20 protein-coding genes are annotated in these 25,836 nt (G+C 58.9%); 10 read left to right on the top strand and 10 right to left on the bottom strand.

What is annotated here, in order from left to right; translation table 11 throughout:
• Positions 1-463 precede the first annotated feature (463 nt).
• From ABIB27_RS14815 to ABIB27_RS14805, 3 genes are all read left to right on the top strand, one after another.
• Positions 464-754 (top strand): hypothetical protein, encoded by a 291-nt coding sequence (locus tag ABIB27_RS14815; RefSeq protein ID WP_354254176.1) that lies wholly within the window; start codon positions 464-466, stop codon positions 752-754.
• Positions 755-942: 188 nt separating this feature from the next.
• Positions 943-1,392 carry a hypothetical protein gene (locus ABIB27_RS14810; RefSeq protein WP_354254174.1) on the top strand — a complete coding sequence of 150 codons (450 nt, stop codon included), beginning with the start codon at positions 943-945 and terminating at the stop codon, positions 1,390-1,392.
• Complete coding sequence (locus ABIB27_RS14805) at positions 1,383-2,744, top strand: relaxase/mobilization nuclease domain-containing protein (RefSeq protein WP_354254172.1); 1,362 nt, start codon at positions 1,383-1,385, stop codon at positions 2,742-2,744. The genes ABIB27_RS14810 and ABIB27_RS14805 overlap by 10 nt, the downstream gene beginning before the upstream one ends.
• 441 nt (positions 2,745-3,185) lie before the next feature.
• On the opposite strand, the gene ABIB27_RS14800 is transcribed toward ABIB27_RS14805, so the two are convergent.
• The gene (locus tag ABIB27_RS14800) at positions 3,186-3,464 is read right to left on the bottom strand and encodes a hypothetical protein (protein ID WP_354254171.1); all 279 of its coding nucleotides are present in this window, start codon (positions 3,462-3,464) and stop codon (positions 3,186-3,188) included.
• Between the two features lie 194 nt (positions 3,465-3,658).
• On the opposite strand from ABIB27_RS14800, the gene ABIB27_RS14795 reads away from it, so the two are divergent.
• The 4 genes from ABIB27_RS14795 to ABIB27_RS14780 all read left to right on the top strand — a co-directional run bounded on the left by ABIB27_RS14795 (position 3,659) and on the right by ABIB27_RS14780 (position 6,893).
• A complete protein-coding gene (locus ABIB27_RS14795; protein WP_354254169.1) occupies positions 3,659-4,102 on the top strand; it encodes a hypothetical protein in 444 nt (147 codons plus the stop codon).
• Positions 4,103-4,515: 413 nt separating this feature from the next.
• A complete protein-coding gene (locus tag ABIB27_RS14790) occupies positions 4,516-4,995 on the top strand; it encodes a hypothetical protein (protein WP_354254167.1) in 480 nt (159 codons plus the stop codon).
• Positions 4,988-5,773 (top strand): hypothetical protein, encoded by a 786-nt coding sequence (locus ABIB27_RS14785; RefSeq protein WP_354254165.1) that lies wholly within the window; start codon positions 4,988-4,990, stop codon positions 5,771-5,773. The genes ABIB27_RS14790 and ABIB27_RS14785 overlap by 8 nt, the downstream gene beginning before the upstream one ends.
• A 559-nt stretch (positions 5,774-6,332) precedes the next feature.
• Positions 6,333-6,893 carry a hypothetical protein gene (locus ABIB27_RS14780; RefSeq protein ID WP_354254164.1) on the top strand — a complete coding sequence of 187 codons (561 nt, stop codon included), beginning with the start codon at positions 6,333-6,335 and terminating at the stop codon, positions 6,891-6,893.
• 721 nt (positions 6,894-7,614) lie between these two features.
• Here ABIB27_RS14780 and ABIB27_RS14775 read toward each other — a convergent pair.
• From ABIB27_RS14775 to ABIB27_RS14750, 6 genes are all read right to left on the bottom strand, one after another.
• Positions 7,615-10,698, bottom strand: coding sequence for a type I restriction endonuclease subunit R (locus ABIB27_RS14775; RefSeq protein ID WP_354254162.1), 3,084 nt, complete (start codon positions 10,696-10,698; stop codon positions 7,615-7,617).
• On the bottom strand, positions 10,685-12,037 hold the full coding sequence (locus tag ABIB27_RS14770) for a restriction endonuclease subunit S (RefSeq protein ID WP_354254160.1): 1,353 nt from the start codon (positions 12,035-12,037) through the stop codon (positions 10,685-10,687). Before ABIB27_RS14770 ends, ABIB27_RS14775 begins: the two co-directional genes overlap by 14 nt.
• Entirely contained in the window at positions 12,034-13,995 is a 1,962-nt protein-coding gene (locus ABIB27_RS14765) for a type I restriction-modification system subunit M (protein WP_354254158.1), read from the bottom strand. The genes ABIB27_RS14770 and ABIB27_RS14765 overlap by 4 nt, the downstream gene beginning before the upstream one ends.
• A 218-nt stretch (positions 13,996-14,213) precedes the next feature.
• On the bottom strand, positions 14,214-14,615 hold the full coding sequence (locus tag ABIB27_RS14760; RefSeq protein ID WP_354254156.1) for a hypothetical protein: 402 nt from the start codon (positions 14,613-14,615) through the stop codon (positions 14,214-14,216).
• Between the two features lie 130 nt (positions 14,616-14,745).
• Complete coding sequence (locus tag ABIB27_RS14755) at positions 14,746-15,696, bottom strand: IS1595 family transposase (RefSeq protein ID WP_354254155.1); 951 nt, start codon at positions 15,694-15,696, stop codon at positions 14,746-14,748.
• 287 nt (positions 15,697-15,983) lie between these two features.
• On the bottom strand, positions 15,984-19,535 hold the full coding sequence (locus ABIB27_RS14750; protein ID WP_354254153.1) for a tetratricopeptide repeat protein: 3,552 nt from the start codon (positions 19,533-19,535) through the stop codon (positions 15,984-15,986).
• 517 nt (positions 19,536-20,052) lie between these two features.
• Here ABIB27_RS14750 and ABIB27_RS14745 point away from each other — a divergent pair.
• Positions 20,053-20,331 (top strand): hypothetical protein, encoded by a 279-nt coding sequence (locus tag ABIB27_RS14745; protein ID WP_354254151.1) that lies wholly within the window; start codon positions 20,053-20,055, stop codon positions 20,329-20,331.
• Between the two features lie 152 nt (positions 20,332-20,483).
• On the opposite strand, the gene ABIB27_RS14740 is transcribed toward ABIB27_RS14745, so the two are convergent.
• Positions 20,484-21,728 (bottom strand): AlbA family DNA-binding domain-containing protein, encoded by a 1,245-nt coding sequence (locus ABIB27_RS14740; protein ID WP_354254149.1) that lies wholly within the window; start codon positions 21,726-21,728, stop codon positions 20,484-20,486.
• Positions 21,729-22,247: 519 nt separating this feature from the next.
• Between ABIB27_RS14740 and ABIB27_RS14735 the strand changes: the two genes are divergently transcribed.
• Together ABIB27_RS14735 and ABIB27_RS14730 are read left to right on the top strand one after the other, a co-directional pair.
• Positions 22,248-22,613 carry a hypothetical protein gene (locus ABIB27_RS14735; protein WP_354254147.1) on the top strand — a complete coding sequence of 122 codons (366 nt, stop codon included), beginning with the start codon at positions 22,248-22,250 and terminating at the stop codon, positions 22,611-22,613.
• A 1,038-nt stretch (positions 22,614-23,651) separates the two neighbouring features.
• Positions 23,652-23,978: a hypothetical protein gene (locus ABIB27_RS14730; RefSeq protein ID WP_354254145.1), complete on the top strand. Its 327-nt coding sequence runs from the start codon at positions 23,652-23,654 to the stop codon at positions 23,976-23,978.
• Positions 23,979-24,004: 26 nt separating this feature from the next.
• Here the strand turns inward: ABIB27_RS14730 and ABIB27_RS14725 are convergent, their stop codons facing one another.
• Positions 24,005-24,376: a hypothetical protein gene (locus ABIB27_RS14725; protein ID WP_354254144.1), complete on the bottom strand. Its 372-nt coding sequence runs from the start codon at positions 24,374-24,376 to the stop codon at positions 24,005-24,007.
• Positions 24,377-25,151: 775 nt separating this feature from the next.
• Positions 25,152-25,577, bottom strand: a complete 426-nt coding sequence (locus tag ABIB27_RS14720) for a hypothetical protein (protein ID WP_354254142.1) — start codon at positions 25,575-25,577, stop codon at positions 25,152-25,154.
• Between the last annotated feature and the right edge of the window lie 259 nt (positions 25,578-25,836).

The following is a 25,836-nucleotide window of genomic DNA, read 5'->3' as shown; positions in this document are numbered from 1 at the left end:
TGCCCACGATTCTCCCAGCCGCCCCTACGAGGACATGGTTATTCTGTCGGCGTTTTAAGAATTAGGGCCTGTCATTTCTGACCCACGCACCTAGGAGTACTCAGCGGGGATTTGGCGCTGTGGGAGGTGCGTGAAGCGGACCCGCTCTTGTACGCAAATCACATCATTACCCTGAAGCGGCTTGCCGAGGATTGCAGGATGGCGCACATCGAAGCAGGCCGAACAACACCGGACCTCTTAGATATGAAACTCAGGGTAAGGACGGGGATAACTCTGACAGCCGCTCTGACTTGGATTGCAGATCAGCGCGGCTTTAGTGGCGACAAATACGACCGCTTGCTACGGGCCAGCAGTGTGGTCCTAGGTGCGGATGGCGCCGTTGTCGCAGCGTGATCAGCAGGGTTCCGATTTCTCCCAAGGAGAGACACATCAACAACTCCAAACACTGCCAAGGAGGCACATCATGGACACATTCGAGAACACCACCATCGCGTCGGCGGCTGGACGCACGGAACCTATTGAGGAGAGTGGCACGCGTCCCGCAAAGCGTCGCGAAAAGCAATCTGTGCGTTCCACCGCGAAGCGTGTAGCCGAGGCCGAAGAACTGTTGCGGAAACGCAAGCTCAAGCTTCGCGAAGAGCAGGAGCTCATGGTGCTGCGCAGGGTCGCGGCGGAGCGTCTGGGCAGCGATTGGTCAGCGAAGAATCGCAACGCGATCTTCGACGCACTGATCGCTGATTTCGCTGTCGCGTAGAAGGGGTTGGGGTCCAGGGGCGGGGCGAAGCCCCGGCCCCTGGCAAGCCGATTTAGTAGGAATGAGCGAAGCGAAATGACTACAAAATCGATGCTTGCCAGTCCAGTTGCTACTCACCCCAATTACCGAAGGGACAGTGAGGAGCAACTGGACACGTGACGGGTGGAAACCGATACAAGGGAGATGAGATGACGAAGGAAACGAAGATACCGAAGGAGCGGGCGGAACACGTCATGTCTTTGCGGCTGACGGACACGGATAGGAAGTTGGTCGAGCACGTCGCAGACACGCTTGGCGTGACTGCATCCAAGGCGGCCAGGCTCATGCTTAGGCGCGCCGACGGCGGTGCGGCAGAGGCTAATGCCTCGCCGGTTATCGAGGAATTGCGCGCGGATCTGGACGACGCTGTGCGTGCGTTTGGGCTGTTGTCTCGGTCGCTCGACAGGCAGGGTGTATTGCTCAACCAAATTGCAAGAAGGGTTAACGCCGGTGCAGCCGTGGATGCGGAAGCAGGCGAGGCGCTCCGCGCCTGTCAGCGGGAATTTTCGAGTGCCCAGTGGGCGCTCGAAAAGAAGCCTGGGCAGATCATGAGCCGGCTCGGGCTTGCTGAGCTTTTGGAGGATGACTCATGGCAGTAACGTCCATCACCGCAACCACGAGTTCCTCGCGGTTGTGCAACTACGTACTCAATGGCGCGGCGCATGACGGCAGTGGAGACCGCCGCTATGTGTTCGCGTCGGGGATCGGCTGCTTCGCTCCGATCGCGGCGAAAGCGTTCGCGATCACTCGGGCCGTGCGCAGCCAGCAGAGCATCATGCGACAGGCCTACTCCGTCGTTCAGTCATTCAGCCGGGAAGAATTCGACATGAATGAACTGGCATCCGCGGAGCGTGTTCATGAGCTCGGACTGGAGCTCGCACGACGTACTTTCCCCGGCCATCAAGTGCTTGTCGTAACGCAGCGCGACGGTAAGTCTGGTCTGCTGCACAACCACATCGTCGTCTCCAATGTCTCAGACCGCGACGCCGAACTGGTCTACCGGCGGAAGCCGCGTAATAACTCATTCCGCGACAAGCTTGCACTGATGAAAGGGGATAGTCCTGATGGCTTGATCGAGGTACGTGAGGAGCGCCCCGCTGGGCGCGCGTTCTCATCGGCGATGGGAAACCGGCACCGTCTGGCGCACGTCAACGACGAATTGCTGGCCGATATGGAGTTTATGCAAAGCCTGGGTTTGACGGCCTACGACAACAAGGCGCTCATGGCAGCGCCGTCAGAAAAGGTGACCAAGGATGATCGTGCCAAGCGCGAGCAGGGTGAATATGTCTGGCGTGACGACCTCAAGCTGATCATCTCCGAGGAGCAGCAGCGGGCCGTGTCAGTGGATGATTTCCGGGACCGGCTCGCTGCTCGCCGCGTCGAGCTGCGGGAGCGTGGCAAGGAGAAGCACTTCTCCTACGGGTTTATCGACGCCGACGGAAAGGCGCGCCAGGCACGATCGCTGGGAGTCCGAGGACTGGGGGTGTCCTTCGGCCGCGAAGCCACGGTGCCCATGGTGGAACGCAACCAGGGCGCCAAGGTCAAGGCATGGCAGCAGCCGGTTGTAGCTGCGAAGCCAGTGAGAGCCAGAGCCCCACAGGGACGTACAGGGCCGCTGCTGGTCGTTCCTGAGCCTGGTGTGGTTCAAGAGAGCGTCATAGTCCCGCCGGTGGCCCCGGAGCCCGATAGTTCATGGAGGGATGATGTGATTGTCGGTCTTAATTTGGTGCTGGATGACGATGACGAATGCCCTGAGCCTGTTTCAGCGCCGGAGCCGCCTGACTATGCACGAGAACCTGCCGTGGCTCCAGAACGCCTGAGAGAGCCGACTGTGGCACGTACTCCAGCTGTGAAGCGTGTGTCGGTTGTCAGGATGCCAGAGCACAAGCGCGCCTTGGCTCTGATCGAAGACGAAGGGAAACCTGGTGATAAAGACGACCGCTCCCTGTAGCAAGGCCCGCACCTGTCGCACGCAGGTGTGAATGATCCTGGGGCTGCGGGAAATATCCGGAACCCAGACGCTAATAAAGAGGTTGGGAAGTGGGCCGCCGTGCACACTTTCCCAGCTTTCCCTCGTTACTCCGATACTCCACGGCAACCAAACACCCCCACCCGAGGTACTTAGAGTCAGGAACTGCCGGCTCCGGCCGGGTTAGCCAAATTGACCGAGTGCTCAAGGAGAGACTGGTGACGTTAGTGATGTTCTAGACCTTAATTTTCTACATGCGCGCGTATGAGAACTCAGGGATCTGAACTTCACCAACTCACTTACGTAACCAACGCATGGAACGAAACTAACGAAACGAAACTAACGAAACGAAACTAAATTCACGATCGTCACTGATTCAGAAGGGATTGCAGAGTCACCGGGACCTGGAGAGCGAGGTGGCAGTTAGGCCTCGATACCCGGGATCAGTTCGGACCATTCGGGCACATTCTGGCCGAGATCCGCCCACGGTTGGTCCGCTTCGGACTGGCTGGTCAGATAGTCTCCAACGTCAGCCCCGAAGTGGGCCAATTGTGAGCGGGACGCGGGATAGCGGTGGGGGAAGTCCCAGTTATGGCCACTATGTGACCACCAGTGACCCGCTGCTGACCATTTCTGGGCCTCAGGCGTCCTGAACTTGTAGCCGTTGGCGGCCGCGTCAACCAGGTGGGCGCTCGATTTCACGCGCGTGCGACACACCCGCGGGATCGATCAAAAAGTCGAAATATAAAGGCGCCATATTTTGCGCGATTCTTTTGGTTTACCAGCCAATAGGCCTGGATCGCATCAGCCCCATAGAGTCATGGCTAGAACGGGATTTTCCGCTGGTAAACGACCATAAAATCACACGATCTGCATATTTTTCTCGCGAATCTGTAATGAATTGGATTGCTGAAGCGGCGCTCCGAAATGGCTATGGTTTGATTATGCAAGAAATTCCGGACACCGGCTTCCTATATATGAAAAATTCCCTTGATGAATACCGGAAAGGCTTGTTCCCACGCGAGGAACTTCTCAATCTCCTCATGCGGGAGATGGCCGCAGCGGAGGACGAAACGGTGATGAACTTCATCGCCGAGGTTCAGAACCAGGACCGGGAAGGTGATCTCTCCTGCGAAGTGACCCGCATCTACAAGCACGTCCGACGCTGGGAATTCCCCGAGGAACCAGAACTATCCAAAGCGTTGCCTGCAGCGATCGAGTGCACTTTCCCGGAACTGATCCAATCCCTTGCCGGTGCGGCGGGACAGTTAGAACGGGTCCGCAACATGCTTGTAGGTGTAATGTGCGTCTCGACCTTCGTGACTCCGACATGGCCGTAGGAGAGGCGCTGCGTCTGGTCACCGAAGAACTGCGAGTCCTGGAGCGAGCATGCCGAAAGATCGGTGACGGAAGCGGTATTGCACCATTGCCCGACGATGAAGGCGAGGACCTGCCTTCGTGGACGTCGCCCGCCGGTTCACCATTGTCCCCGAGACAAATCCTTACGCTGGCGGTCCAGGCCCTATGGAACTACCCTGACTTCTCTGTCACATACGCAGAGGGTCTTCGGGGGCACTCCACGCCGCCCCAGCTGGTCACAGAACGACTTAGGGCCAGAGAGCAACAGCAGATCCTGGAAACGGAAAATCGGGATTGAAGAGCAGACGTGAAAGCCATGCCGCGGCCCTGCCCAGGGTCCGACAGTGCGCCGGGAGTCGTCTGCCGTTTCTGCCGCCAAGACTTGGAGTCATAGGTGAACGAGGTTGATCTTTCCCGACAGCGTGCTGCGGGGCTGCGGCGGGCGCAAACACTGGCCAGCAAGATAAATCTTCTGCTGGACACCATCAGGACCGAATCTGGTCAGCCGTTTGACTACCCTGCGATACGTGATGCCGCTCACGAAGAGGCCGGCTACTACATCTCACGGACCCGGTGGTCCCTGCTCAAGAGCGGCAAAGAACAGGCGGTCCCGGAAGAGGCACTGCTTGCTCTCGCCACTGTTTTCGATATAGCTCCGCAATACCTGTTCCAAGAGGACGGGGAACTGCCCCATCAAGTCAAAGCCAACCTTGAACAAGCCCGGATGAGTAGGCACGCGGAGGTGCGACATTACGCCGCCCAAGCCCTCGGTCTGCTGGATCCTGAAGCCTTCCGGGCAATAGCCAGAGTTCTTGATGAGGAAGCGCCGGCACTTCCTGGACGGAGTGAATATGGGGTGGGGTGCGATGAATGATCAGCAGATGCAGGAGATTACCGACAGGGTTGTTGCTGCCCTGGAGGGGCTTTCATCACGCGATCCAGGGTGGTGGACATACGGCGCAGCATTCGCGCCCATCGTTCTTCTGGCTACGGCCATCGTGGTCACCGTGGTCGGACTGCGGAACCTGAGACGTCAAGAGAGTGCTTCCAAGCCCAACGTGGCAAGTGACGCGAGAAATCTGTGGCGGACGCGTGACAGTGACGCCATGACCGAATGGTGGAGGCGCGCACAGTGGGCCCTGAATGCCACTGCCTCGACCAACGACACGATGTACTCCTACGGCGTCGGGATCCTCGGGGTTCTGGCCAGGAGTGATCTGGCCGGCTCCGAGGAAAAGTTGCTGTTCGATGCTGTCTGGGAAGGGTCCTGCACGAAAATGCGGGACGAAGAGATCCGGCGTCTCCTGGAGCAACTCCGGGACGTCGCCCGGCAGGAGGAGAGTGGACCGCTGATCGGGGACTCTTCTGAACGAGTATCAAGCCGGCCTGGCACAGCAAACGATCCGCCGGTATCCGGAGAGAAGGGAAGCAACGAGGACGAACCTCATGGGGACCCCCGAGGAGACGACCCGGCGCGCAAGGAGCAGGTGTTCGCCACGTTGCACCGCGAAATCCTCGCTGCACGGCTGAAAGTCACCCTCGACGAGCAGCTGAACCGTGAAACTTCCTCAATGGTGCAGCAACTGGCCAAGCTGCCGTCGATCGTCAGGCCGTACTATCGAATCAGTGAAGTGACTAGCCGCAGGACGTAGAACCTGACACATAAGGATCAGGTATTTGGCACTCTGCCTCGCGAGATCTTCGCTTCGCGGCTAAACGCCGCCCTCGCCGGACAGTTGAACCTAAGACGTCGCCGTCGGCGATGCACCTGTCCATGATGGGGGCCGCCAATTGCTCGACCGTAAAGTCACGTGATTCATTGGTCACTAGGCGGAGCTGATGATGATCTTCTGGTCGATACAGTGGACTGTCGCGCTTCCACAGGTGTAGCTCGGTAGACTATCCGAGGTTCGAAGGCAACGAGCGAAAACTCCCCTAATTGGAGTTCGCTTCCGAGATGAAACGGTGGGGAATTTCGACATTTTCGCTGCTAACGGAGGAATCATGGGCGTTGGCCGCGTCCCTCTCGACATTTCTGGGGCTTGTTCTTGAAAGAAGTCGCTTGGCCAATTACGGCTGGGGCGGGCGACAGCACTCGCGGGTTCTTCTTGCCTCTGTGCCGTCGTGTGTCGACTCAGTATGAGTCACGGATTTGTCGCACTTTCTAACCACGCCATGATTACTGTAGATCGCATACGAATGTGAGGAAAAATGAAAGAAATTTTGGAAGCCATCGGGGCCCCTGGTCACGTACTCCTTTTTTTAGTTGTGGTGAGTGCGGTCATCAAATCTCTCCTGAAAGTGGTGCCTAAAGCGACGGGGCCTATTGCGGGTAGTCGGAAGGCAAAAGAACAGGTTGAAAAAGTCGAGGTGGTTGTGACGTTCGCACTCTCGGTTGCCGTGCTAACCGCGTTTGTTGTCTGGGTGCTGCATTTCACTAATTTCCCTGATCCCCTGTCTTGGCTGTATGGCGGAGCTGCCCTTGTCCTGCTGTTCTCCTTGCTAGTCGGATACAACTACACAAAGCATGTTGCGGAAAAACACCCGGATGAGACCCCCGCAGTGTCGATTGGCCCGGAGCGCAAACCACCATTTTGGTTCGCAAAGCGTGACTTTAAAATGATCCCAACTCCGCCAACTCCGCCGGCTCCGGCAACCGCGCCGACTCCGGCGGCTCCGGCAGGGGCAGCCGCGGCCGCTCCGTCTCTCGATTCCGGAGCTTTCTCTGGCGCCAGCACGCAGGGGACGAATTCAGCAGCCCCTCAGACATGAGTACTCCGGATCTCTTGCGGGCATGTCGGTCCGCCCGTCGCTTACGCACCAGTGCGCCTGTTTCGGCAACTGGTCTCGAGTGCGTTTGTCGCAGGAAAACAAGAACCAAACTCTAACTGGGGCGGTCGCATCCACGGCGGGCACAACTTACTAGCGTAGATGTTGGTGGAGCCAGGTCATGAATGAATGCAGCTGTCTCTTGAGGGTGCCGAGCCGGCGCGCATCGCCCGGACCTGCCACAGGGAGACGCGCATGATTGTCTAATACCTGCACGGAGGCAGATCCGTCACGATGAGACCGGCGGTTCAATACACTGGCATCGTTGGTCTCTCCAAGCACCCCAATGACTCAGACCCGGGCCCGAAGCATGGCAGGGATGGTCCGAGAACGCTGACCGGTGGGACAGACGAGCGGAGCCGTGCGCTGCACTCGAGGTGAAGCGTGGTTGCCGTCCCAGTGTGTACTAGCCTGCCAGCGACGATGTGTTTGTCCTGGACAGCTGGCTCAAACGCCAACGCATCCGAAACCACCAGTGCCCACTCGTGACAATGCCAATCTGATTTGGGCACAACAGCTTTGATCAAGAATGCGCCTTAGTCCGGAAACCAAAGGGCCGGCAAGCTCCCAGAGGCAGTCAAAAAGTCCGAGTTTAGACCCAGTCAACACCCCTCGAGCGTTACGGCCGGAGGATTTGTGTAAGACAAATTCCATCTTGGAATATCTAGTCGTTGGCCATGGCGTCGATTTGGGCCCGTTCCCGCAGCCGTTCCTGCAGCCCGGCCGCGAGGAGGACCTCGACGATCTTCTCCGGGCCGCCCAGTTCCAGCAGCACGTTGGTGGCCTTCTGGTGGCCATCGCCCGCGGTGTAAATAATTTCCTCTACGGTCTCGGTCAGGGTCGGGGAGGAGCTGAAGTCCGTGGCGCCGTTGGCAACCGCCTCGCGCTGCAGCTGCTCATGGGATTCGGCATGGCGCAGGACGGATTCAAAGACGTTTAGTTGGTCTTCGTCGCTGATCCCGGTGCCTTCGAAGAGTTTGTTGATCTGCTCGATCAGCCCCCCAAAGGTGCCGACGGTCTTCTCCCGCACCACGCCGGAGCCCACGGCCGTGAGCCCCTTGAGTCCCTTGCCTTCACCATCGATAAGTTTCAGGTCCTGGGCTTCCTGCTTTTTCAGGGCGTAATGGGTGAGCACGACGTCGGAGAGATCGAGGTTGTTGCCCGTGGCGCTGGTCTGCAGGGCCTTGGAAAGCAGCTTGAGGTAGATCGCAAGTTTCTCGATGCGGGTATTTCCATAGTCGATGATCTGCGAAAAAAAGTCGTAGGACTTGTTGAAGGTCCCCGCGGTTTTCCGGAACTCCTCGAGCTGCTCAAGTTCCAGCGTGTTGTGGTTAAGCGTTGCATTCTTGTGGCGGTCGTGGAACACGTCGATGGCCGGCTGCAGGTGCGAAACCAGGCCGTTGTGGTTGCGCTGGGCGACCCACTTCGCGGCCACCAGCTCCACGTCACGGTCGTTGTAGATCCCCGCGGCATCCAGCTTCATGATCATGTCGTGGATGATGTCTGGGTTGGAGGCCTCCTGGATGGACGCGTCCTCGTAGTAGGTCTGGAAGGCCTCGAGAATGGTGCCCGGGTCGTTGGCGAAATCCAGCACGTAGGTCTTGTCCTTGCCCGGTATCACCCGGTTCAGCCGTGAGAGGGTCTGCACCGCGGCGATACCTGAGAGCCTCTTGTCGACATACATGCCTACCAGCAGCGGCTGGTCGAACCCGGTCTGGAACTTGTTGGCCACCAGCATGATCTGGTAATCGTCGCTGCCAAAGGCCTTGGTCAAGCTCCGGCCCTTGAGCCCGGCGTTCATGGTGTGCTCGGTGAACCCGTTGTGTCCGGATACGGGATCTGTCACTTCGCCGGAGAACGCGACCAGGGCGGCTACGTCCATCTGGTACCCCTTGAGCTGCAGGTACTTGTCGATGGCGAGTTTGTAGCGGACAGCTTCCTTTCGCGATGAGGTCACAACCATAGCCTTGGCCCGGCCGGCCAAGTGATGGGCGACGTTTTCGCGGAAATGCTCCACGATGATCGCGACCTTCTGGGCGATGTTGTGCGGGTGCAGTCTGACCCATTGCATCAGCGCCTTGGCGCCCTGGTCGCGATCCACCTCAAGCTCCGCGGCGTCCTGGTCGGCCTGAGCGATCCGGGCGGCCATCTCGTAGGTGGTGTAGTTCTGCAGCACGTCGAGGATGAAGCCTTCCTCGATGGCCTGCTTCATCGAATACAGGTCAAAGACCTGCAGGTTCCCGTTCGCATCGGGGCGACCGAACAGGTCGATCGTCTTGGCTTTGGGGGTGGCGGTGAAGGCGAAGAACGACATGTTCATGGTGGCCCCGGCACGGGCTGCCATTTCAGCGGCCAGCACGTCCTCGGTGCTGATGTCCTCGCCCTCCTCCAGCCCTATGGTGGTGAGGACCTTCTTCAGAGAGGTGGCCGCCTCACCGGATTGGGAGGAGTGGGCCTCGTCGGCGATGATCGCATAGGTGCGCCCAGCCAGGCCCTTGTTGGCCCGGATTTCCTCCAGCGCGTGGGGAAAGGTCTGCAAGGTCACGCCGATGATCTGCCGGCCCTTGAGCAGCGCCTCGGCCAGTTGCTTTGACTTGGAGCCTTCGGAGCCGCGGGTGATCGGGGCGAACACGCCGGCGACGGTCTCCAACTGCTCGATGGCCTTTTGCAGCTGCCCGTCCAGCACCGTGCGGTCGCTGATGACGATGACTCCGTCAAAGACCTTGGACCCGTTGGCGCGGTGCAGGGAAGCCAGCCGATAGGCGGTCCACGCGATCGAGTCGGTCTTCCCGGAGCCGGCCGAGTGCTGGATCAGATAGTTGTGCCCGGGCCCCTCGGCCAGGGCTGCGCTCGTCAGGGCGTTGACGGCGCGCCACTGGTGGTAGCGCGGGAACCGGGTTGAGGCCTTGAAGGACTTCTTTCCGGTGATCGGATCACTGTCTTCCTCGAAGCGGTAATGGATGAACTTGCCCATCACGGCCAACCACGCCTCGGACTCCAGGAGCTCTTCCCAGAAGTAGGCGGTCGGGGAAGTTCCTTCCCGCTCGGCATTGCCGGCCCCATTGTTCTTGCCCACGTTGAACGGCAGGAACCGGGTTGATGGGCCCTCCAGCTTCGTGGTCATGTGCACTTCCTGGTTGGACACCACAAAATGCACCAGAGCCCCGCGGCCATAGGACAGCAGCGGTTCGCCCTTGGGGTTGCGGTCCTGCCGGTACTGCTTCAGCGCGGCCTCGGCGTCCTGGGTCAGATCCGTCTTCAGCTCGACCGTGGCCACCGGTATCCCGTTGAGGAAGAACACCAAATCCAGGGACTTGTTGTTCGCCTGGGAGTAGTGGACCTGGCGCATCACCCTCAACCTGTTGACCCCGTAGCGTTCCACTGTGGCAGGATTCAGCCCGTCGGCGGGCTTGGGCTGGAACAACCGCAGCGTTGCCGGGGTCACGCCGACAGGTTTCTTGAGCGCGTTTAGCGTGCCCCCTCCATTGAAAGGATCGGTGCCCATCACAGATGCCAGGCGGTCCAGCACCCGGAGCTTGGCCTTGGCCAGCATCGTCGGGTTCAGCCCGGGCTTCAGGACCTTGGCCAGCTCCTCCGGTGAGGTGTCCTCCAGCCAGCCGAACACGTCGTCCGGGTAGAGGGCCCGCTCCGCGTCGTAGCCATCATCGGTGGGGGAGTAGAGCCAGCCGTGGGCGGCCAAGTGGTCGCAGATGCTGTTCTCGAACTCGATCTCGTTATGCAACGCCAACAGACTCAGCCTCCAAATCGTTTGAAGCCGGCGCCAGGGCGCGGCGGACATCGATCTTCCCTGTCACCGCAGCACTGATCACCGCGGCACGGCGCTCCTTCGATAACGCAATGGCCTCACGCGCATCGGCAATCGCAGCATCGATTTCGGAACATTCCAGGTCAAGATACTCAGCTATGGAGGCTTGCTCTACTAGATCTGGGTAGGGAATCGGAAGGTTTTCGAGTACCTGCATTCCGATGTTTTGCTGTGTACCGTAATTCCAAAAGAGTCGCACCGATTCTTGAAAATTCATGGACCTTAAAGCGTGGAGCACGAAACGAGGCGATGTCTGTTCATTACAGCGGATTGCCGCGAGTGGCGACCAAATATTGAACTGGATATCAGTATCCACAATGGCACAAACTCCGGTCGTCGCCCCGGACTTGATCATGTAGATATCGTTTCGCCGGGGTACGTACTTCTGAGAAAAACGGAGATTATCTGCCGCTGAAATAAAACCCCGGACTTTATCAAAGTTGATAGTTCCAGAAGAGACTGCCTCTGCGGACACGAAAGGAACCCCAGATGGAAGGATCTCAGGAGTTTCATGTGGTCCGTCAGTGATCGGGGTAGAAACAAAAGCTTTAATTTTGCGAGTTTCCCAGTGGGAAGGGATGCCTCCAAGCCAGCTAAATCCGCTCTCCTTCAACGGGGCGTCCGCATGGAGACCTTTGGTGACTGCTCGCGTGACAGTTGCTGTACGGCGTTCTCCGAGAAGCGCGATGAGTTCTTCCTGATCGGCGATGAACGCATCAATCTCAGCCAGCTCACGATCCAGATAGTCAACGATCATTTGCTGCTCTTCGAAGGGCGGAAAAGAGATCGGTATGTTTGCGAAATCCGCGGAACGGATGGTGTTTCGCAGACCCGCGTAATACCCGCGCAGCGATTTACGTTGGTCGTATGAAAGAAAGTGGTAGGCAACGTAATTTGAATCAAAATTCGGAGTTGAGCTTGCTGCGGTATAGGCGCCAGTTAGCATTCCGTCTTGGGGTACCCACCCTACCGTCCGCGGCGTTTCTTCCACATCGAAGAGACAAAAGATTAGATCGCCGCGTTGTACGCGCTGGTACGTGGTGAAATCTGCAGGGAGCTTACCAAAGATATTCTCCATATCGCGCGGAATGACGCCCCGCAGTGTCAGGGACAGCAGTAGGTGATCCGACCATGAATCTCCGACAATCTCCTTCTTGATGCTGAGAGCGGATCGCAGCCTGGCAACTTCCCAGTGACTTGGTAGATCTCCAAGAAGCGGGGAATGACTCACTTTATACTGCGGGTAGGGTTTCAGTGTCATGCTTTAACCTGCTCGAGTCGTGCACGGATGCGGCCGAGCACTGCGTCGAGGTCCGAGTCGATCTCTTCCAGCGGCCGAGGTGGCACGTACTGGTAAAAGTGACGAGTAAAGGGGATTTCGCAGCCGTCCTTGGTCTTCCCCTCGTCGATCCATGCATCGGGCACGAAGGGTTTCACCTCGCGTTCGATGTAGGCGTGGATGTCCTGGTTCCAGGGGACGTTTTCGGTGTCGCGCAGGTCGGCGTCAGGCTCGATCTTGCCCTTGGCTCCGGCACAGGCGTCGGCAGTGTCGTCGCGCTCTGACAGACCGCCAATGAGCGCCTTCAACTGGGGTGCACTGAGTTCGACTCCGGCGGTCTTCAGCTGCTTCCTCAGGGCCTTAGTGAACCCCTCGCGGTTCTTCCAGAGCACGGTTGGGTCTATGGATTCCAGTGCGGTGCGCAGGCCGGTCAGGGTCACGGCTGTGAGTTTTTCGAAGGCCTTGGCTGCCAGAGTCACATCGATGCGGTCGGGCGTTGTGGCAAAGTTCAGCTTCAGGGGGCGTTCGATGGTTACGGTGCGATATAAGAAATCTGTGGTGTCAAAGATCTTCGACTGGTCTGTGACCGCGAAGTCGCCGTAGAGGTTCACGATGGCCTTGATGTCCTCGGGGCCGAGTTCGTTGCGCTTGGAACCCAGACCCTTGCGCATCTTGCGGAACAGCCTGGAACCGTCAACCAGTTGCACTTTGTTGCGGCGCTCCGGGGACTTTTCCTTGGAGAGCACCCAAACGTAGGTGCTGATGCCTGTGTTGTAGAACATGTCGGTCGGCAAGGCGATAATGGCTTCGAGGTAGTCGCGCTCCAGGATCCATTTACGGATGTTGGATTCACCGGATCCGGCGCCACCGGTAAACAAAGGGGAACCATTCAGGACAATGGCCGCACGTCCGCCGGCGGAATCCTTGGCCGGTTCGCGCATCTTGGAGATCAAGTGCAGCAGGAAGAGCATTGAGCCATCTGAGACACGGGGCAGGCCCGGGCCGAAGCGGCCGGCAAAACCCTTCTCTGCATGTTCTTCTCGGACGGTCTTTTCCTGCTTTTTCCAGTCCACGCCGAAGGGCGGATTGGAAAGGCAGTAGTTGAACGTGCTGCCGGCGTGCCCGTCATAGAGAAGAGTGTCGTCGTTGACGATGGCGTCCACGGACTGGCCCTTGATGACCATGTCGGCCTTGCAGATCGCGTAGGACTGGGCGTTGAGTTCTTGGCCGGCAAGGGTGAGCCGGGCCTTGGGATTCATTACGGTGAGGTGGTCTTCGGCCACGGAGAGCATGCCGCCTGTGCCGGCGGTCGGGTCGTACACGGAGCGGACGATGTCCCCGTCTCGCAGGGCCGCATCGTCGTTCTCAAACAAAAGGTCCACCATGAGTTCGATGACTTCGCGCGGGGTGAAGTGCTCACCGGCGGTTTCGTTGGAGGCTTCGGCGAACTTGCGGATGAGTTCCTCGAAGATGTGGCCCATCTGGGCGTTGGAGACATGCCCCGGGTGCAGGTCGACGTCAGCGAAGCGCTGCACAACCAGCAACAGCAGGTTATTGTCCCCGAGCTCTTCGATGCGGTCTTCAATCTTGTACTTCACAAAGATATCGCGCACGTTCTCGGAGAACGCGTTGATGTAGGCGAGGAGGTTTTCGCGGAGGTTCTCCGCGTCTCCGACCAAGGTGGAGAGGTCGTAGCGGCTGGTGTTGTAGAAGGAATGGGTGTGTCCGGCCTTGGCCTTGAGCAGGGCGGGGCGGATCGGGAGGTTCTTGGCGGTTGCGTCGGCGACGGCCAAGAGGACCTGGGGCTTGGTTTCAGCGAGGACGGAATCCAGGCGACGCAACACCGTGAAAGGCAGGATGAAGTCGCCGTACTGGTGCGCCTTGAAGTTGCCCCGCAACATGTCGGCGATTCCCCAGATGAATGATGCGTGCTTGCTCAAGTCGTACCCAGTTTCTCTTGAATGTTCCCCGCCGGTCCGCCACTGATGGTGAACCGGCATGTCTTAGCCTCCATTCAACCTTCTTTCAGTGGCTGCTAGGTCCAGCGTCAGGGTCGATTGACGTGCGTGTCCGTCAGGAACGCAGCAACTCTCGGTCGCGACACAGCGCTTCTGAGTCTTGGCGGTGTCATGGCCGTAGTACGCCTGCGTGCGGTAGGTCACCGGCTGAAGCGTGTTGGCCGGCTGTGTTGAATGCAAGGGGCCGGACGATCATTGATCAGCAATTCGTAGCCAGCATCATCCACGATACAAATGTGATTGCCTCGTTCAGCTTGCGTGTCGACAAACACCAAGGTCTGGCTGCGCGTATTCCTGCTATCGATAACGACATCCGGATGTAGCCCACCGAGAATGAGTAGGGTGGCGCTCTGGTTGCGTGTCCCGTGCTGTGGGAATCCGCCTTTCAGACGAATATCCCTCTCAAGGTCTTTTCGCTGTCGGTGTTCTCCCCGATAGAACGTTTTGCCCGTGAACATGACTCGTTGTCCGCGCAGCATATTCACCGTGCCGTCACAATCGTGGTTGTTGTTCACCATCCGGGTTCCGGGGTCGAATGACATGCTGTAGGCCTTTCTTTAGGTTGACCTTCTTCGAAGGCTACAAGCCAGGCGTGTCAGATGGCCCGCCGCGATCGATTATTTCAAACGCCTAAACCCACACCATAATGTCAGTAGTGGGTATCCGGTTAGCTCAGGTGGTGGGGTCCGGATCCGCGCCGTGGGAGACGATTTGGCGGTAGGTGGCCGGGGCCTGCTGTGCCCCGAGGCCGAGCAGCGATTGGAAGGCTGCCATCGGGGTGCTGCGCCGGTTGTAGCGGAACGTGAACTCGTCGAGGTAGACCTGCAGGTGTTCACTACCCACGGAGCGGTGGGTGCCGCTTAACCAGGTTTTGAAGTTGCTGATAGCCCGGTGCACACGGGGAAGTACCGGATCCGGGTCCCCGGCCTTTTTGGCGGCCCGCTGGGAGCGTGGGCGATGGTCGTAGCCCTTTCGGGTCAGCGGCGTGTATCCCATCCACCCGTCGGTGTGGACGATGGCGCCCGGAGCCACGGTCTCCTTGACGAACGTGCTCAACGTGTCGCCTGATGCGTTCGGGATGATCCTCATCCGCACCCGTCCGGAACCCTGACCACGCGCCTCTACCGCGACTACCACCTGCACGGCTTTGGCTGTGAGGTTCCTACCGCCCCGGCGCCCGGTCTCGCGGCCACCGACCTCACACTCGTCGACCTCGACCTCACCGGTCAGCAGAGTGCGTTCGGGGTTGACCATCGCGCGGCGAAGCTTGTGCAGCATCGTCCAGGCCGTCTCATACCGGGTCAGTCCGAGTTGGCGTTGCAACTGTCGCGCGGAGATCCCCGTTGTTCCCGTCGTCATCAGGTAGGCCGCCCAGAACCACAAATGCAGTTTTGTGTGGGTCTTGTGGAGCACCGTTCCCGCGGTCAGCGAGACCTGGTAGCGACAGGCAGCACACTCCCACAGCCGCCGTGAGGCAACGGGCCACGCAACCTGCCCCTTGCAGCGAGGACAAAGGTAGCCCTCGGGCCAGCGACACGCGAACATGTAGTCCAAACAGGCCTGTTCATCGCCGAACCTGGCCTGAAACTCCAGGATCGTCCGCGGGAAGTCTGGTCTGGCCATCTGCCGAGCCTACCTGAGATAACCGGATACCCACTATGTCAGTTATGGTGTGGAGTTGGACTCGCCAGACCGGCTGGCTAGTTCGACGCCCAACCCTCCTCGTTACTCGTCATTCCTTAAGACCGCTTGGTTCCAGATTCGCGGGGTGTGACTGTCAACTTCGTTTGGCTGTTAAACCACAGCCGAGGGAAGGTAACCTAGGCTCGGCGGTCCGCCAAGGTACCTGAGCTGCTCCAGTCTTGCGCTGACCCCTTGAATCGCCCTGAGATATAGCGACTAAACCTGACTTAGAGAGCAATGATGCGCTGAAGAACTCCCGACCTGTCTTCGGCAGGGGCCAGCCGGGTTAGCTCTCGGACGTACTCAGCGGCTACTACGTGATTGGTTTGCTCCGCCACGTCTGCGTACAACTGACCAAGTACTTCAGGCACGAGAACAGCGAGATCGGTTTTCTCCGACCCTGCCGAACGCAGACCTGCGAGTACATGGGGCAGCGAGCTTGAGTTGATCCATTCTTGTTGTAGGAGGGTCGAAAACCAGAAGCGGAGGTTGCTAGCTGCCGTAGCTGTATCCGGGGAGACAGCATTTAACCATGACGCAATAGACCCAACCCAGATCTGCACCGCTTCCGGATCGCCGGCGCAGTGCCGCAGTGCCCGGAGAACGAATCTGATCTGCTGTTCCGGGGACGTCGTGGGTCCCGATTCCGAAATGGCTGCTGCTGTACCCAACGGACGCCATGAGTCCAGTTCGGCGGCAAGATCCATTACAGAAGGATCAAAACGGATGCCAGTGTAATAGTGGTGCACAAGCGTCGCTTCGTATGCCTCGACGGTACTCACGCCTACCAGGCCTTTCCTGCGCAATGCTTCCAGTAGCGCCGGAGTTCCGAACGACTGCACCCCCGTCGATTCAGCGACGTTACGAAGCACCCGGTCATCGCACCAGAAGGGAAGATCGAGCATCTTGGCCAGATCCAGCGACAGCATCCACTGAAATTCGTGCGCCGTGGACTTCAACCGGGGAAGTTCGGTGATTTCGGCGTGTGGGACGGTGACCAGCTCCCTGCCAATAGCCAGCAGGGTAATGGCGCGCTCCAGGCGGGACGCTGCTTCCTTCTCGGAGATCTCGTGAATCCTGGGCCCACCCGAGGCTTTGTCTATCCCGATCGTAGCGGTGCTCATGGCGGAAAGACTAAGCACGGCACTCTGCGCATCGTGGATTGCTTCGGTAGGTATGACCCCGGACGAAAATAGTCCCAGCCACTCCCTAGCTAAGTCTGCTCCGAGAAGCGCGAATGTGCTGAGCACCGTCGTGTCAATGACCACCCGCTTATCCAAATTTTGGATGACAACGTCGACCTCATTGTCGAGATTAATCGGGTTACCCGCGAAGACCTTGCCGGCACCTCGGACTAGACAAACTTCCGCATAGCTCTTGCCGGACAAGTGAGTTGCCAGCCCCAGCGGCAACTCACCCTTGAGAATGGGTTGCAGAGCCTCGTCCCGGCCTGCCGGTTCGGGCAGCATCGCCTTGATTGATTCGAAGGGGTTGTTCTCGTCTACACTCACAGCCCGGATATGTGAGCTGTCCGGAAAGTCAGCGATGAAGTTGGCAAGGAGTCCCTTATACTGCCTTACCTGGTCGTCTGTTTTTGGTTTCGCATCGGAATGCATCATGGAGATCACGATCCCGGCCCGCAGGCGCTCGTTTTCCGGCCACCGTTCGGCGAGAAGCACGGCCTGGTCAAGGTATTCCGGGCCAGGGGCGTATCGGGAGTGCAACTGCATCCAGATCCTGGAGTCATCAGGCGTCCGTGGGCTGGGTGCTCCCAGTCGGACGAAGCTGTCCCAGGCTCCTTGATAGTCCGAGGTCATGAACTGGCACGTCAGAAACGCCCATTTTGCTGAGTCTTCGTCAGGCTCAGATTCAAGGAGCCGAGTGGCCTCGATGAGTGCCTTGTCCCACTGACCCTTTGCACTTCGGATCTCGATGAGAATCATCCGAGCGTTTCTTTCCCGCAGCCACGCCCTTCCGCCGACCCGGATGGCCTGCTCGGCGGCCTCCATTGCACGATCCCGGTCTTCAGCCTTCAGGTGGATCTCCGCAGCCCTCAGCCACGCCTCAGGGTCGTTCCATCGACCTCCTCCGGTCTCAGCCACGTCGGCGGCCGCGGAGTATTCCTCACGGGAAACGTGGAAGGACATTAATCCGTGAAAGACCTGGCGAGACGTGGCTGCCCTTGCCCGTGCCTTGGGTAGAGCGCCAGGAACCTCACGAAAGAGCGCGGAAATAAGGTCGATGTCCGCGGCATCTGAGGAATAATCTTTCGTGATCCACGCCGGCCAATCAACGGCTTGCCCGTGATGGGCAAGCCGCAATCCGATGTTAAGGGCGTCCATGGGATCCGAAGTTGATGTCAGAACTTTAGTCCACCTGGGGATAGCCGATTCAAAACCAGACTCTGCCTCAGCTAGAAGCGCTTCCACTTGGTCCTTTGCGGAGCCTGCCGGGATAAGGGGAATCAGGTCGTTGGCCCGCTGGGCCATTCCGAGCTCCGCTGCTGTACGTGCGGTCTCCGTTAGCACCCGGACGTCGGCCGATTCGCTCGTCGTTGCCGATCCTTCAGGCGCTGCTGTTCCCGTTCTCCAGGCCTGCTCTGGAGAACCCAGGAGCCTGTAGGCGCTGATCATCGTCAGAACGGCTTCGGAGCTGTCGCCTCCCCAAGCGCGCCGGGACGTCCGCACAGCGCCTGCAAGTTCGAGCCCTCTGGCAAGGTCCCTCATAAAGTTCGGGTGCTGTCGGAGAGATCCTCTGCCGACAAGCAACTTGGCAGCGTAAAGAGCGCAGCCCGGACTGCCATGCTGGTCGTACCCTTCGACGGCCGCATCGATGGCGCGGTCCATGTCGTTGGTTGAGGAAAGTAGCTGCGCCAGGATTAGTTTCTTCGTCGCCTGATCTTCTTGCGACGTCGGTTCCCATGTCCGGATTTGGTCGATGGCTGCGTTTTGGTCTCCGTGAAGGTCAGCCCACAATGCGGCCCCGAGCGGATGATCTCGGGCCTGCCCTAGCTGCTCCTCGGCCTCGTCCTGGGAGAGGGGTGACGCGAGGGCAGCCTTGGCCTTCCAGTACGAACGGGGGGAGGCGCCGGCAGCGATGGCTTCGCCGAGAAGCTCCTGGGCAGCGTGCGATGCACCATAGTCCTGGGCAGCTGAGGATAGCCAGCACAGCGCGGACGCCGGGGCGTCTACCAGCCACCCCGGCCTGTTGGCCAGCCAGTCTTCAAAGAGCTGCGTTCGGTCGTTAGCCGTGACAATCGCTGCGACCGCCCGCGGAAGTGCGGACCACTGTGGAAGGATCCGCCGCGCCTCTTCTGCTCGAAAGGGATTCAGTTGGTCGCACTTGGCTTCGAAGTCTCGGGTCTCGGCGTTGCGCTCATGGAGCTTCGACACCTCGCTGGTGACATGCCTTCGTGTGGTTTCACCCTCAAAGCGTGACGCCTGGGATGGCGGCAGACTGTGCACGTAGGCAGTCGCCATGATGGCGAGCAACGCGGTTACAGTTTCCGGTTCACCTTGACTGTGCTGTCGGATGCAGTTTCGAAGTGCTGGAGCCACGGCATCCATGCCCTCGGACGACGGTTTGTCGAAGAGCTCGAAAATCCGCCGATCGTCTATGAAGCTGCGAAGCGCGAAATACTTGACGCGGATTCCCGATTTCTTTGCTCTTTTTTTCGTTTCGAAGGCGACCTGCCATGACCTAAAGAGACTTGGCGCGGCAGCAGCTACAGCGCGACCGGCGAGCGGTCCCAGAGCTTTGAATACGATTGCCCACTCCATGGCACGCCCTCCAGAGTCTCGCAAACAGGGCGAGGCCAGCTTGCTATAGCCAAATCATGCTAACCACAAGGCTATCGCCCGGCCCCGCGTCACTGTGGGTCTCCACGCATGTGTTGCCGCGCAGGTTCCGCGAGAATTGCGTCGAATCGGTCGGTATCTCTACCCATCGCCGCGCAATCTGCTTTCGTTGGACCCACGGCTCCCGCCACAGGTTGGTCTGGACCGCCAACAGTTGTGTGGCTCAATTCCTCCGTGACGTCCCATATCAGTGCTGAGCGCCGACCTACCGTCTCGACGGTTCGCGCAGCCGCCGAGGTCAGCAACGGCGACGCTACCCGCTACCTGAGGGAGTGGATGGAGGAGAAGCAGGCCGCGGGAAACCAGCCGCGACGCCGGCCGTGCTGCTGGAGCAGCCAGCGCGCCTGGCGGGAGCCTGCTGGGCCGAAGCGTCCGCAGCCGCCGACGAGCGGCACGTGGCAACGGAAGGGGTCTGGTCCAGGAGAAGAAGGATCTGGGCGTGGAGATCTCCGAACTCGTCGCTGACCTGGACAAGGTCACAGCCGAGAAGGACGCAGCCGTCAACGAGCTCAGGGCCAGGAAGGCCTCGCTGGAAAACCAGGCCGCGGAACTGGTGGCGCAGTTGCAGCAGCCAAGAACGGCCGAACTCCAGGCCCGCGCCGACTCAGCGGAGGCTGGGGTCAGGCTGCCAGAGGCCGAGGCGCGGGCAGAGACCCTGCAAAAGGCACACGATGCGCTCCTGCAGCGGATCGTGCCGCAGGTCCCGGGCAGGGATTAGCGGGCCGAACGAACCGGCGGCGTAGAGTAAGTTCCCCCTGGCTCGGCACCAGTTCCGGGGGTTGATGTCCAGGGGACGACGGGATGGGCCAGCGGTGACGGTTGCTGCCCGCCTATTGCGGGCTTACCTCGTACTGCCGTAGTCCGCCACGGTCAGTCGGGGGATGAAATTAGTTGAAGGTTCGATATGCCGCCTTGGTTGACGCAATCGCGTGCCAGATCATAGACAGCCCGGTAGAATCCACTATCCGATTCCCGGGCGCTCACGCTTGTCTCCACGGGAACGAAGCGGTGCAACGGAGTGGACACCCCGTCGTAGACGAATTTCGAGCCGTCGATGGTGAGAATCCTAAGAGGCTCCGCTCCGGTCCACTCGATCCCGACTCGAACGTCGTACTCATCGTTGCCCGTCGACTCTGCAGTAGTCCTCGTTAGTGCCATGAGATCAGCGACAGCACATTCAATGGCGCGGGCTTCCACCTGATGTCCACCGAAGTAGCCGTTCATGCTCATCCGGTGGCCCCCAACTGCTGCGGCCAGAGTTACGGATCCATCGTGGTGAATGCTGGCCCATGCCTCCTTCCACAATTCGCGCTCACCCGTTGCGGTGTTGGCAGCGACCCAGCACCGGAGGCCCGGGCGGGGGTTGAGTCGATCGACATTCTGCAGGGGATGGACGCCTGTCGGACCCGCAAAGCTCAGAGCCAGCCGTTCAGTCTTCTCCAGAGTGAGACGAGCCTCGTCACGGTCCAGGCGTTCCAGGAATTTGGGCACGCGGGGGTGAGCAACGGCGATGAACCATGCCCTGTCACCGGTGTTCCGCCCAGATGCTGCATGGTTGAACAGCGCATCCAAGGCGTCGGTCGCATGCCGTCGTTCATCGAACCGTGCCCGGTACATCGCTTCGATCTGTCGTTCTTTCATCCAGACCGTATCGGAGTCGTTACGAATAGGAGCGCCGAAGAGTTCGTTCCTGTAGATGAGGTGAGGCCCGTCAACACTGGCGGCTATCTGGACGACGACGGCACGGTTCTGGTCAGCCTTCGTGCCAAGGCGGTGGACTTTTAGGCCAAATACCGGCGGAGAGATTGCTGTGATGGCAGCGCTACGCAAGGCTCTTTCGTAACCCTCATCGATGTCCCCCACATCAACGCGATCAGTCGCGGCTTTCTGGGTTTCGTTCACACCGTAGACGATCAACCCGCCACCATTGTTGGCCATGGCAGCCACGTCTTTGGGGAAGTCCGTCTGGGGCAAGCCCTTCACCGGTGGCAACTGAGACTTCCAGTCAAGGTCATGCATCTCGACAGAGCCGGCTTCCACTGCGTCATTTAGCAACTCATCCGTCAACGGTTGTGGGGCGGCACCAATGGCGCGGTGGAGGGAAGTGAAGTCCATCCTCACAGGATATGCGGCGCCGCGGACATGCCGACATCCGGAGCTGCGTTCAGAAGCGGCACTGAGCCCGCCGGATGAGCAATGAATAGGGCACCGGACTCAACTTCCCCGTCGGTGTCCGAGTTCGTTCCCAGCTCGCTGCGGAAGGCTAAGGTTTGCTTCAGGCCTCAGTCCCGCGCGAGACGCTGCACGCTGCGCCAAGCGGCAAAGGCGTTTTATGGCAGCGTACAGCGTCTGTCGGAGACACTGAGGTCAGGTCTATAGCCGGACTACCTTTCTGAATGCTCAGGGCGCAATCGGCTGGCATGTCCGCTGGACTTGCTCAAGAACCAGCTTTGGCCCGCGATCGTAGACGCTGTCCCTCCTGGTGATGACGGCATGACCGCAAAGCGCCGCTTACGATTCGAGTACAGGGCAGTGAGCTGTTTCTGAGACTTTCTTGAACTTTTTTGCATTTACGGATAGTAGGGTTACTGAGCACGTACCTGCTCCTGTAACCCTAAAAGGACTTTCAATAACATGACTTCGACAAACTCTGTTTCGAGCCTTTTCCCAGCTGATACTGGATTCCACGTGGACAAAGTGCTGGCGGTGGCCACCGGTTCCGGTTCCGACCATGCGGTTGCACTAGCCTCTATGAGCACATTGCGCCCAGCAATTGAGCAGTTCCGCTCAACGCTAAACGGACGCGGAATGGAGGGCAACGATATGACAGAAAATGCCCTGTACATCATTGATCGCGCAGCCGAGTACATCAATGGTTCCGCTACTGCACCTCCGGAGAAAGATCTGTACCTGATGGCTCGAAACTTGAAGCCCCTAATAGAGGACATGAAGATTGCCGCCAAGGGTATCGACCGTGAGGAAAAAGCGGAAGTTCAGTAAGAGTAGAGGATAGACGTCCTGTCACCGCCAAAAGCTACTCATTTCTGATCGGACGTACGTTCAAGGACTTCCTCAGGCTGGTTCCGTGACGCGCGTGCGCTAACGCCCTGAGTTTCCATGCATAGCTGGAGAAGAGGGGCACCGCCAGCTAGCGGAGCCCCTCTTCTCTGCTCTGCAGACGCGGGGGACAGGCTAGTAATCGCCATTCTGCGGAGACCGAGTGTGCTGCCCCAATGAGTACAGGCGGCGCTCTATGAAGTTCTAGAATCTTGAGCAAGTCCTTCGGTTTTGTGGGCAATAGGACCCTGATTCTGTTCGGTTGCGTAAACCGATGAGCCGACTACACGGGCTCCCACGGCACAGTCGATAGGCTAGGCGAGGCTTTGTACGCGGCAGGAAAACTTCTGCGTCACGTCCAGGACATCTGTGAAGACGTGAAGCACGAACTAGGGGCAGCTACGACTCGTAGAGCAACAGGGGAAATTCGCTATGCGCAACATAGAGAACTTGGGCATTTACGGGGAATTTAGCCGAGACGCGGATAACTACATCAATCAGCTTCAATCCGATGCCGCTTACACGAATTGGAGACTGAGTTGAGCCACTCTAAGCTCTCAGATGGAGTTCGAATGCGGACGTCCTAGGTCAAGGGGGAACAGAGTGGCGACAACTACGGGAGTGCAGTACATAACCAAGACAGTGAAGACCATTCGAGGTATGGAGGCCAGGACCAGAACAAGGTTGGAGCAAGAGGGTTGGGAGTTCCTCTCCCAGACCCAGGGCACGGTGCGGTCGGAGCTAACCTTCAGGCGCCTGAAACCCCCGATGTCATGGAAATTGCTCGGGATCGGCGGCGGCCTGGTCGGTCTGCTTATCACCCTGTCACTCGTTATGAGTGCGCTCGGGGGCAGAGAAGAGCCAACCAGCTCTGCCGAGGCTGCCTCGACTCCAACTGCGTCCCAAGCTACGCCGACTACGTCCCAAGTGACGCCAACTGAGGCAAGCACGCCGTCAGCGTTGACTGTCACAGCTGCTCCTGTGGCTACACCGATTACCGTCGATGAGCTGCTGGACAAGCTCAACTCAGCCAAGATGGGCGGTATGAAGATCGGGGACCGATTTGAGCTGACCGGTGAGCTGTTCGAGTCCAAGTATTGGATGACAGGTGTGAACGGGGAGTTCGTAGTGATGCTCAAGGCTCAAGGGGGAGCCCAGGATCTGTCCGTGTTCGTAGACAAGAAGAAAACTGCCGGCTGGCGCGACGGTGAAAAGGTCCGCATGGTAGTGGAAATGGGTGAGGCCACCATGAAGGGCGAGACCACGGATGGCTGGCTGAGGGTTGTATCCGCGGAAATTGTTCCGTAGTCGAGGCAGCCACACCCGGCCCGTAGCTACACGGCGAACCGCTGTACTTCAGCTGGGCGCCGCTTCCAGAACCATGCAATGATGCCCCGTGCGTCCGTGATGTTGCTCGGGAATGTGTCGTTTTGGCCATCATCATAATGGACCTCATCGACCTCGTGAATGCCGATGTCGTCGGTAAAGGTATAGCTGATGGTGCTCAGGCGCCTGTACGTGTCGCCTCTATCAAAGCCCTTCGTTTCAACCGGCCGGAGAGTTTCGCTGTGGCCTCGGTAGTCGGCGTCGTATCTCTCGATGAAGTCCACCAGGAAGCTAACTTCCCAGTCCTTGAGGCGGGTATTCAATACATTTACATGCCGGCTGATGTATTCCTTCTGCCTCAGCTTCTCGTTACGGTCCACTGTGTCCTCTCTGGGTTAGGCTCGCGGGTTGGGAGCGCTTCTGGCTCGTACTTTGCTGCATCCTAACTCGGAGGATCTGACTGGGGAATCCTCTCTGCTTGTTACTGCATGCTGACCGAATGGCCTTTTGAGGAAGCCACAGCGGTGATGTTTGGGGGGAAGATTCGATTTCAGGGCAGCTCGTGAGCGAGTTTGGGACATCAAGCAGGAAGATGCCGCATAGCTAACCCGGAGTGATCGAGTGCCCCGAACCATTTGTACCTAGCTGCGCCGGGGAGAGACCTGCGCAGCACGGGAATTAGCGGATGCCTATGAGCTTCATCCGCCGGTGTTCGTTGAAGCCATTGACAGTGTGCTCATTATGCGCCGTGCACGTGCGACCGGCTAACTGAATGACGGCATCTGCAAGGGACTGAGTAGCGGCAGGTACTCCGGGCAGAACCTTGCCGTGGGCATCGACGATGATGTAACCCCATTCAAAGAGCGCGTCACAGCCGAGGCTGCAGACAAGCATGGCAGCGTAGCGGAAGTCGCGTCGCTCATCCTCGCTGCAGTGCCTCCGGGGCTTGATGTGTCCGGCGACAAGCAGGCCCGATGGCAACTCCCTACCGCAGACCGAGCATGGAGCTACCAGACGTCCTTGGAGGAGGTGTTCCCTCAGGGGTCCTTGCTCTGTGCGAACTGCGCCCAGCGCCTCACCGTCAGTCTCTTCATCAGTCCAAATAGTCCGGCGAACGACCAAGCAGACTATCGTCGGAGACGGGCAGCGTTACGTTCAAAGCGCCGAGTAGGGAAAGCCCGTCCGACTCTGTGAGACGTGTAGGAAACCCAAATACATATTGGTCGCGTTGTTCAACGGTCCCGGACGGCCGGGCTTGATGTACTTGCGCAGCTTCGTGTACGGGAGAGTTAGGCCTGTCGCGATGGGACCAACTCTAACAAGCCATCTAGAATCGGTTTCACCTTGCCGACGCAAGTAGCCCGGCGGCCTTTCGAAGTTGATGTGGCTAGCGGTGACCATGCTGACGGCACGTAGTTGGCCTTTTGAATGATGGAACACAACATCTCCCGCCCGCATCTCGAAGATGATGCTGCGTGTTACTTTGAGTGCTCTCTTTCCAGCCCAAGGCCACGTCCACAGAGCTTTTTGTTTCATCGAGACTTTGAAGTTGTCGCCCTGCATTGCATACCAGAACTTCACTGTTATCCTTCTTGGCCGAGGAGTCTCCCACATGCTTCAGGCAATGCCCCGACCCGACCGGCAAGCCCGAAAAGGAAGCGCAGGATCAGCTGCGGAACTTGAACAACGCTGTGAATTACCGCTCCGAATCACAGGATATTTTTCGGACGCTGGGACTGCTCCGGCTTAGGGATCCTCTTCGCGGCAACCGGACTGGCAGTCCTGCTCCCCGTTCTCTTGTTCGCCCTCGAGAAGTTTGCGCTTCGTACCCGACCGTGGG

This window comes from Arthrobacter sp. UYEF21 (assembly GCF_040546085.1).
Taxonomy (GTDB): Bacteria; Actinomycetota; Actinomycetes; order Actinomycetales; family Micrococcaceae; genus Arthrobacter.
The sequence above is the reverse complement of the archived record's forward strand: the minus strand, read 5'-3'. Positions and strand labels throughout refer to the sequence as shown.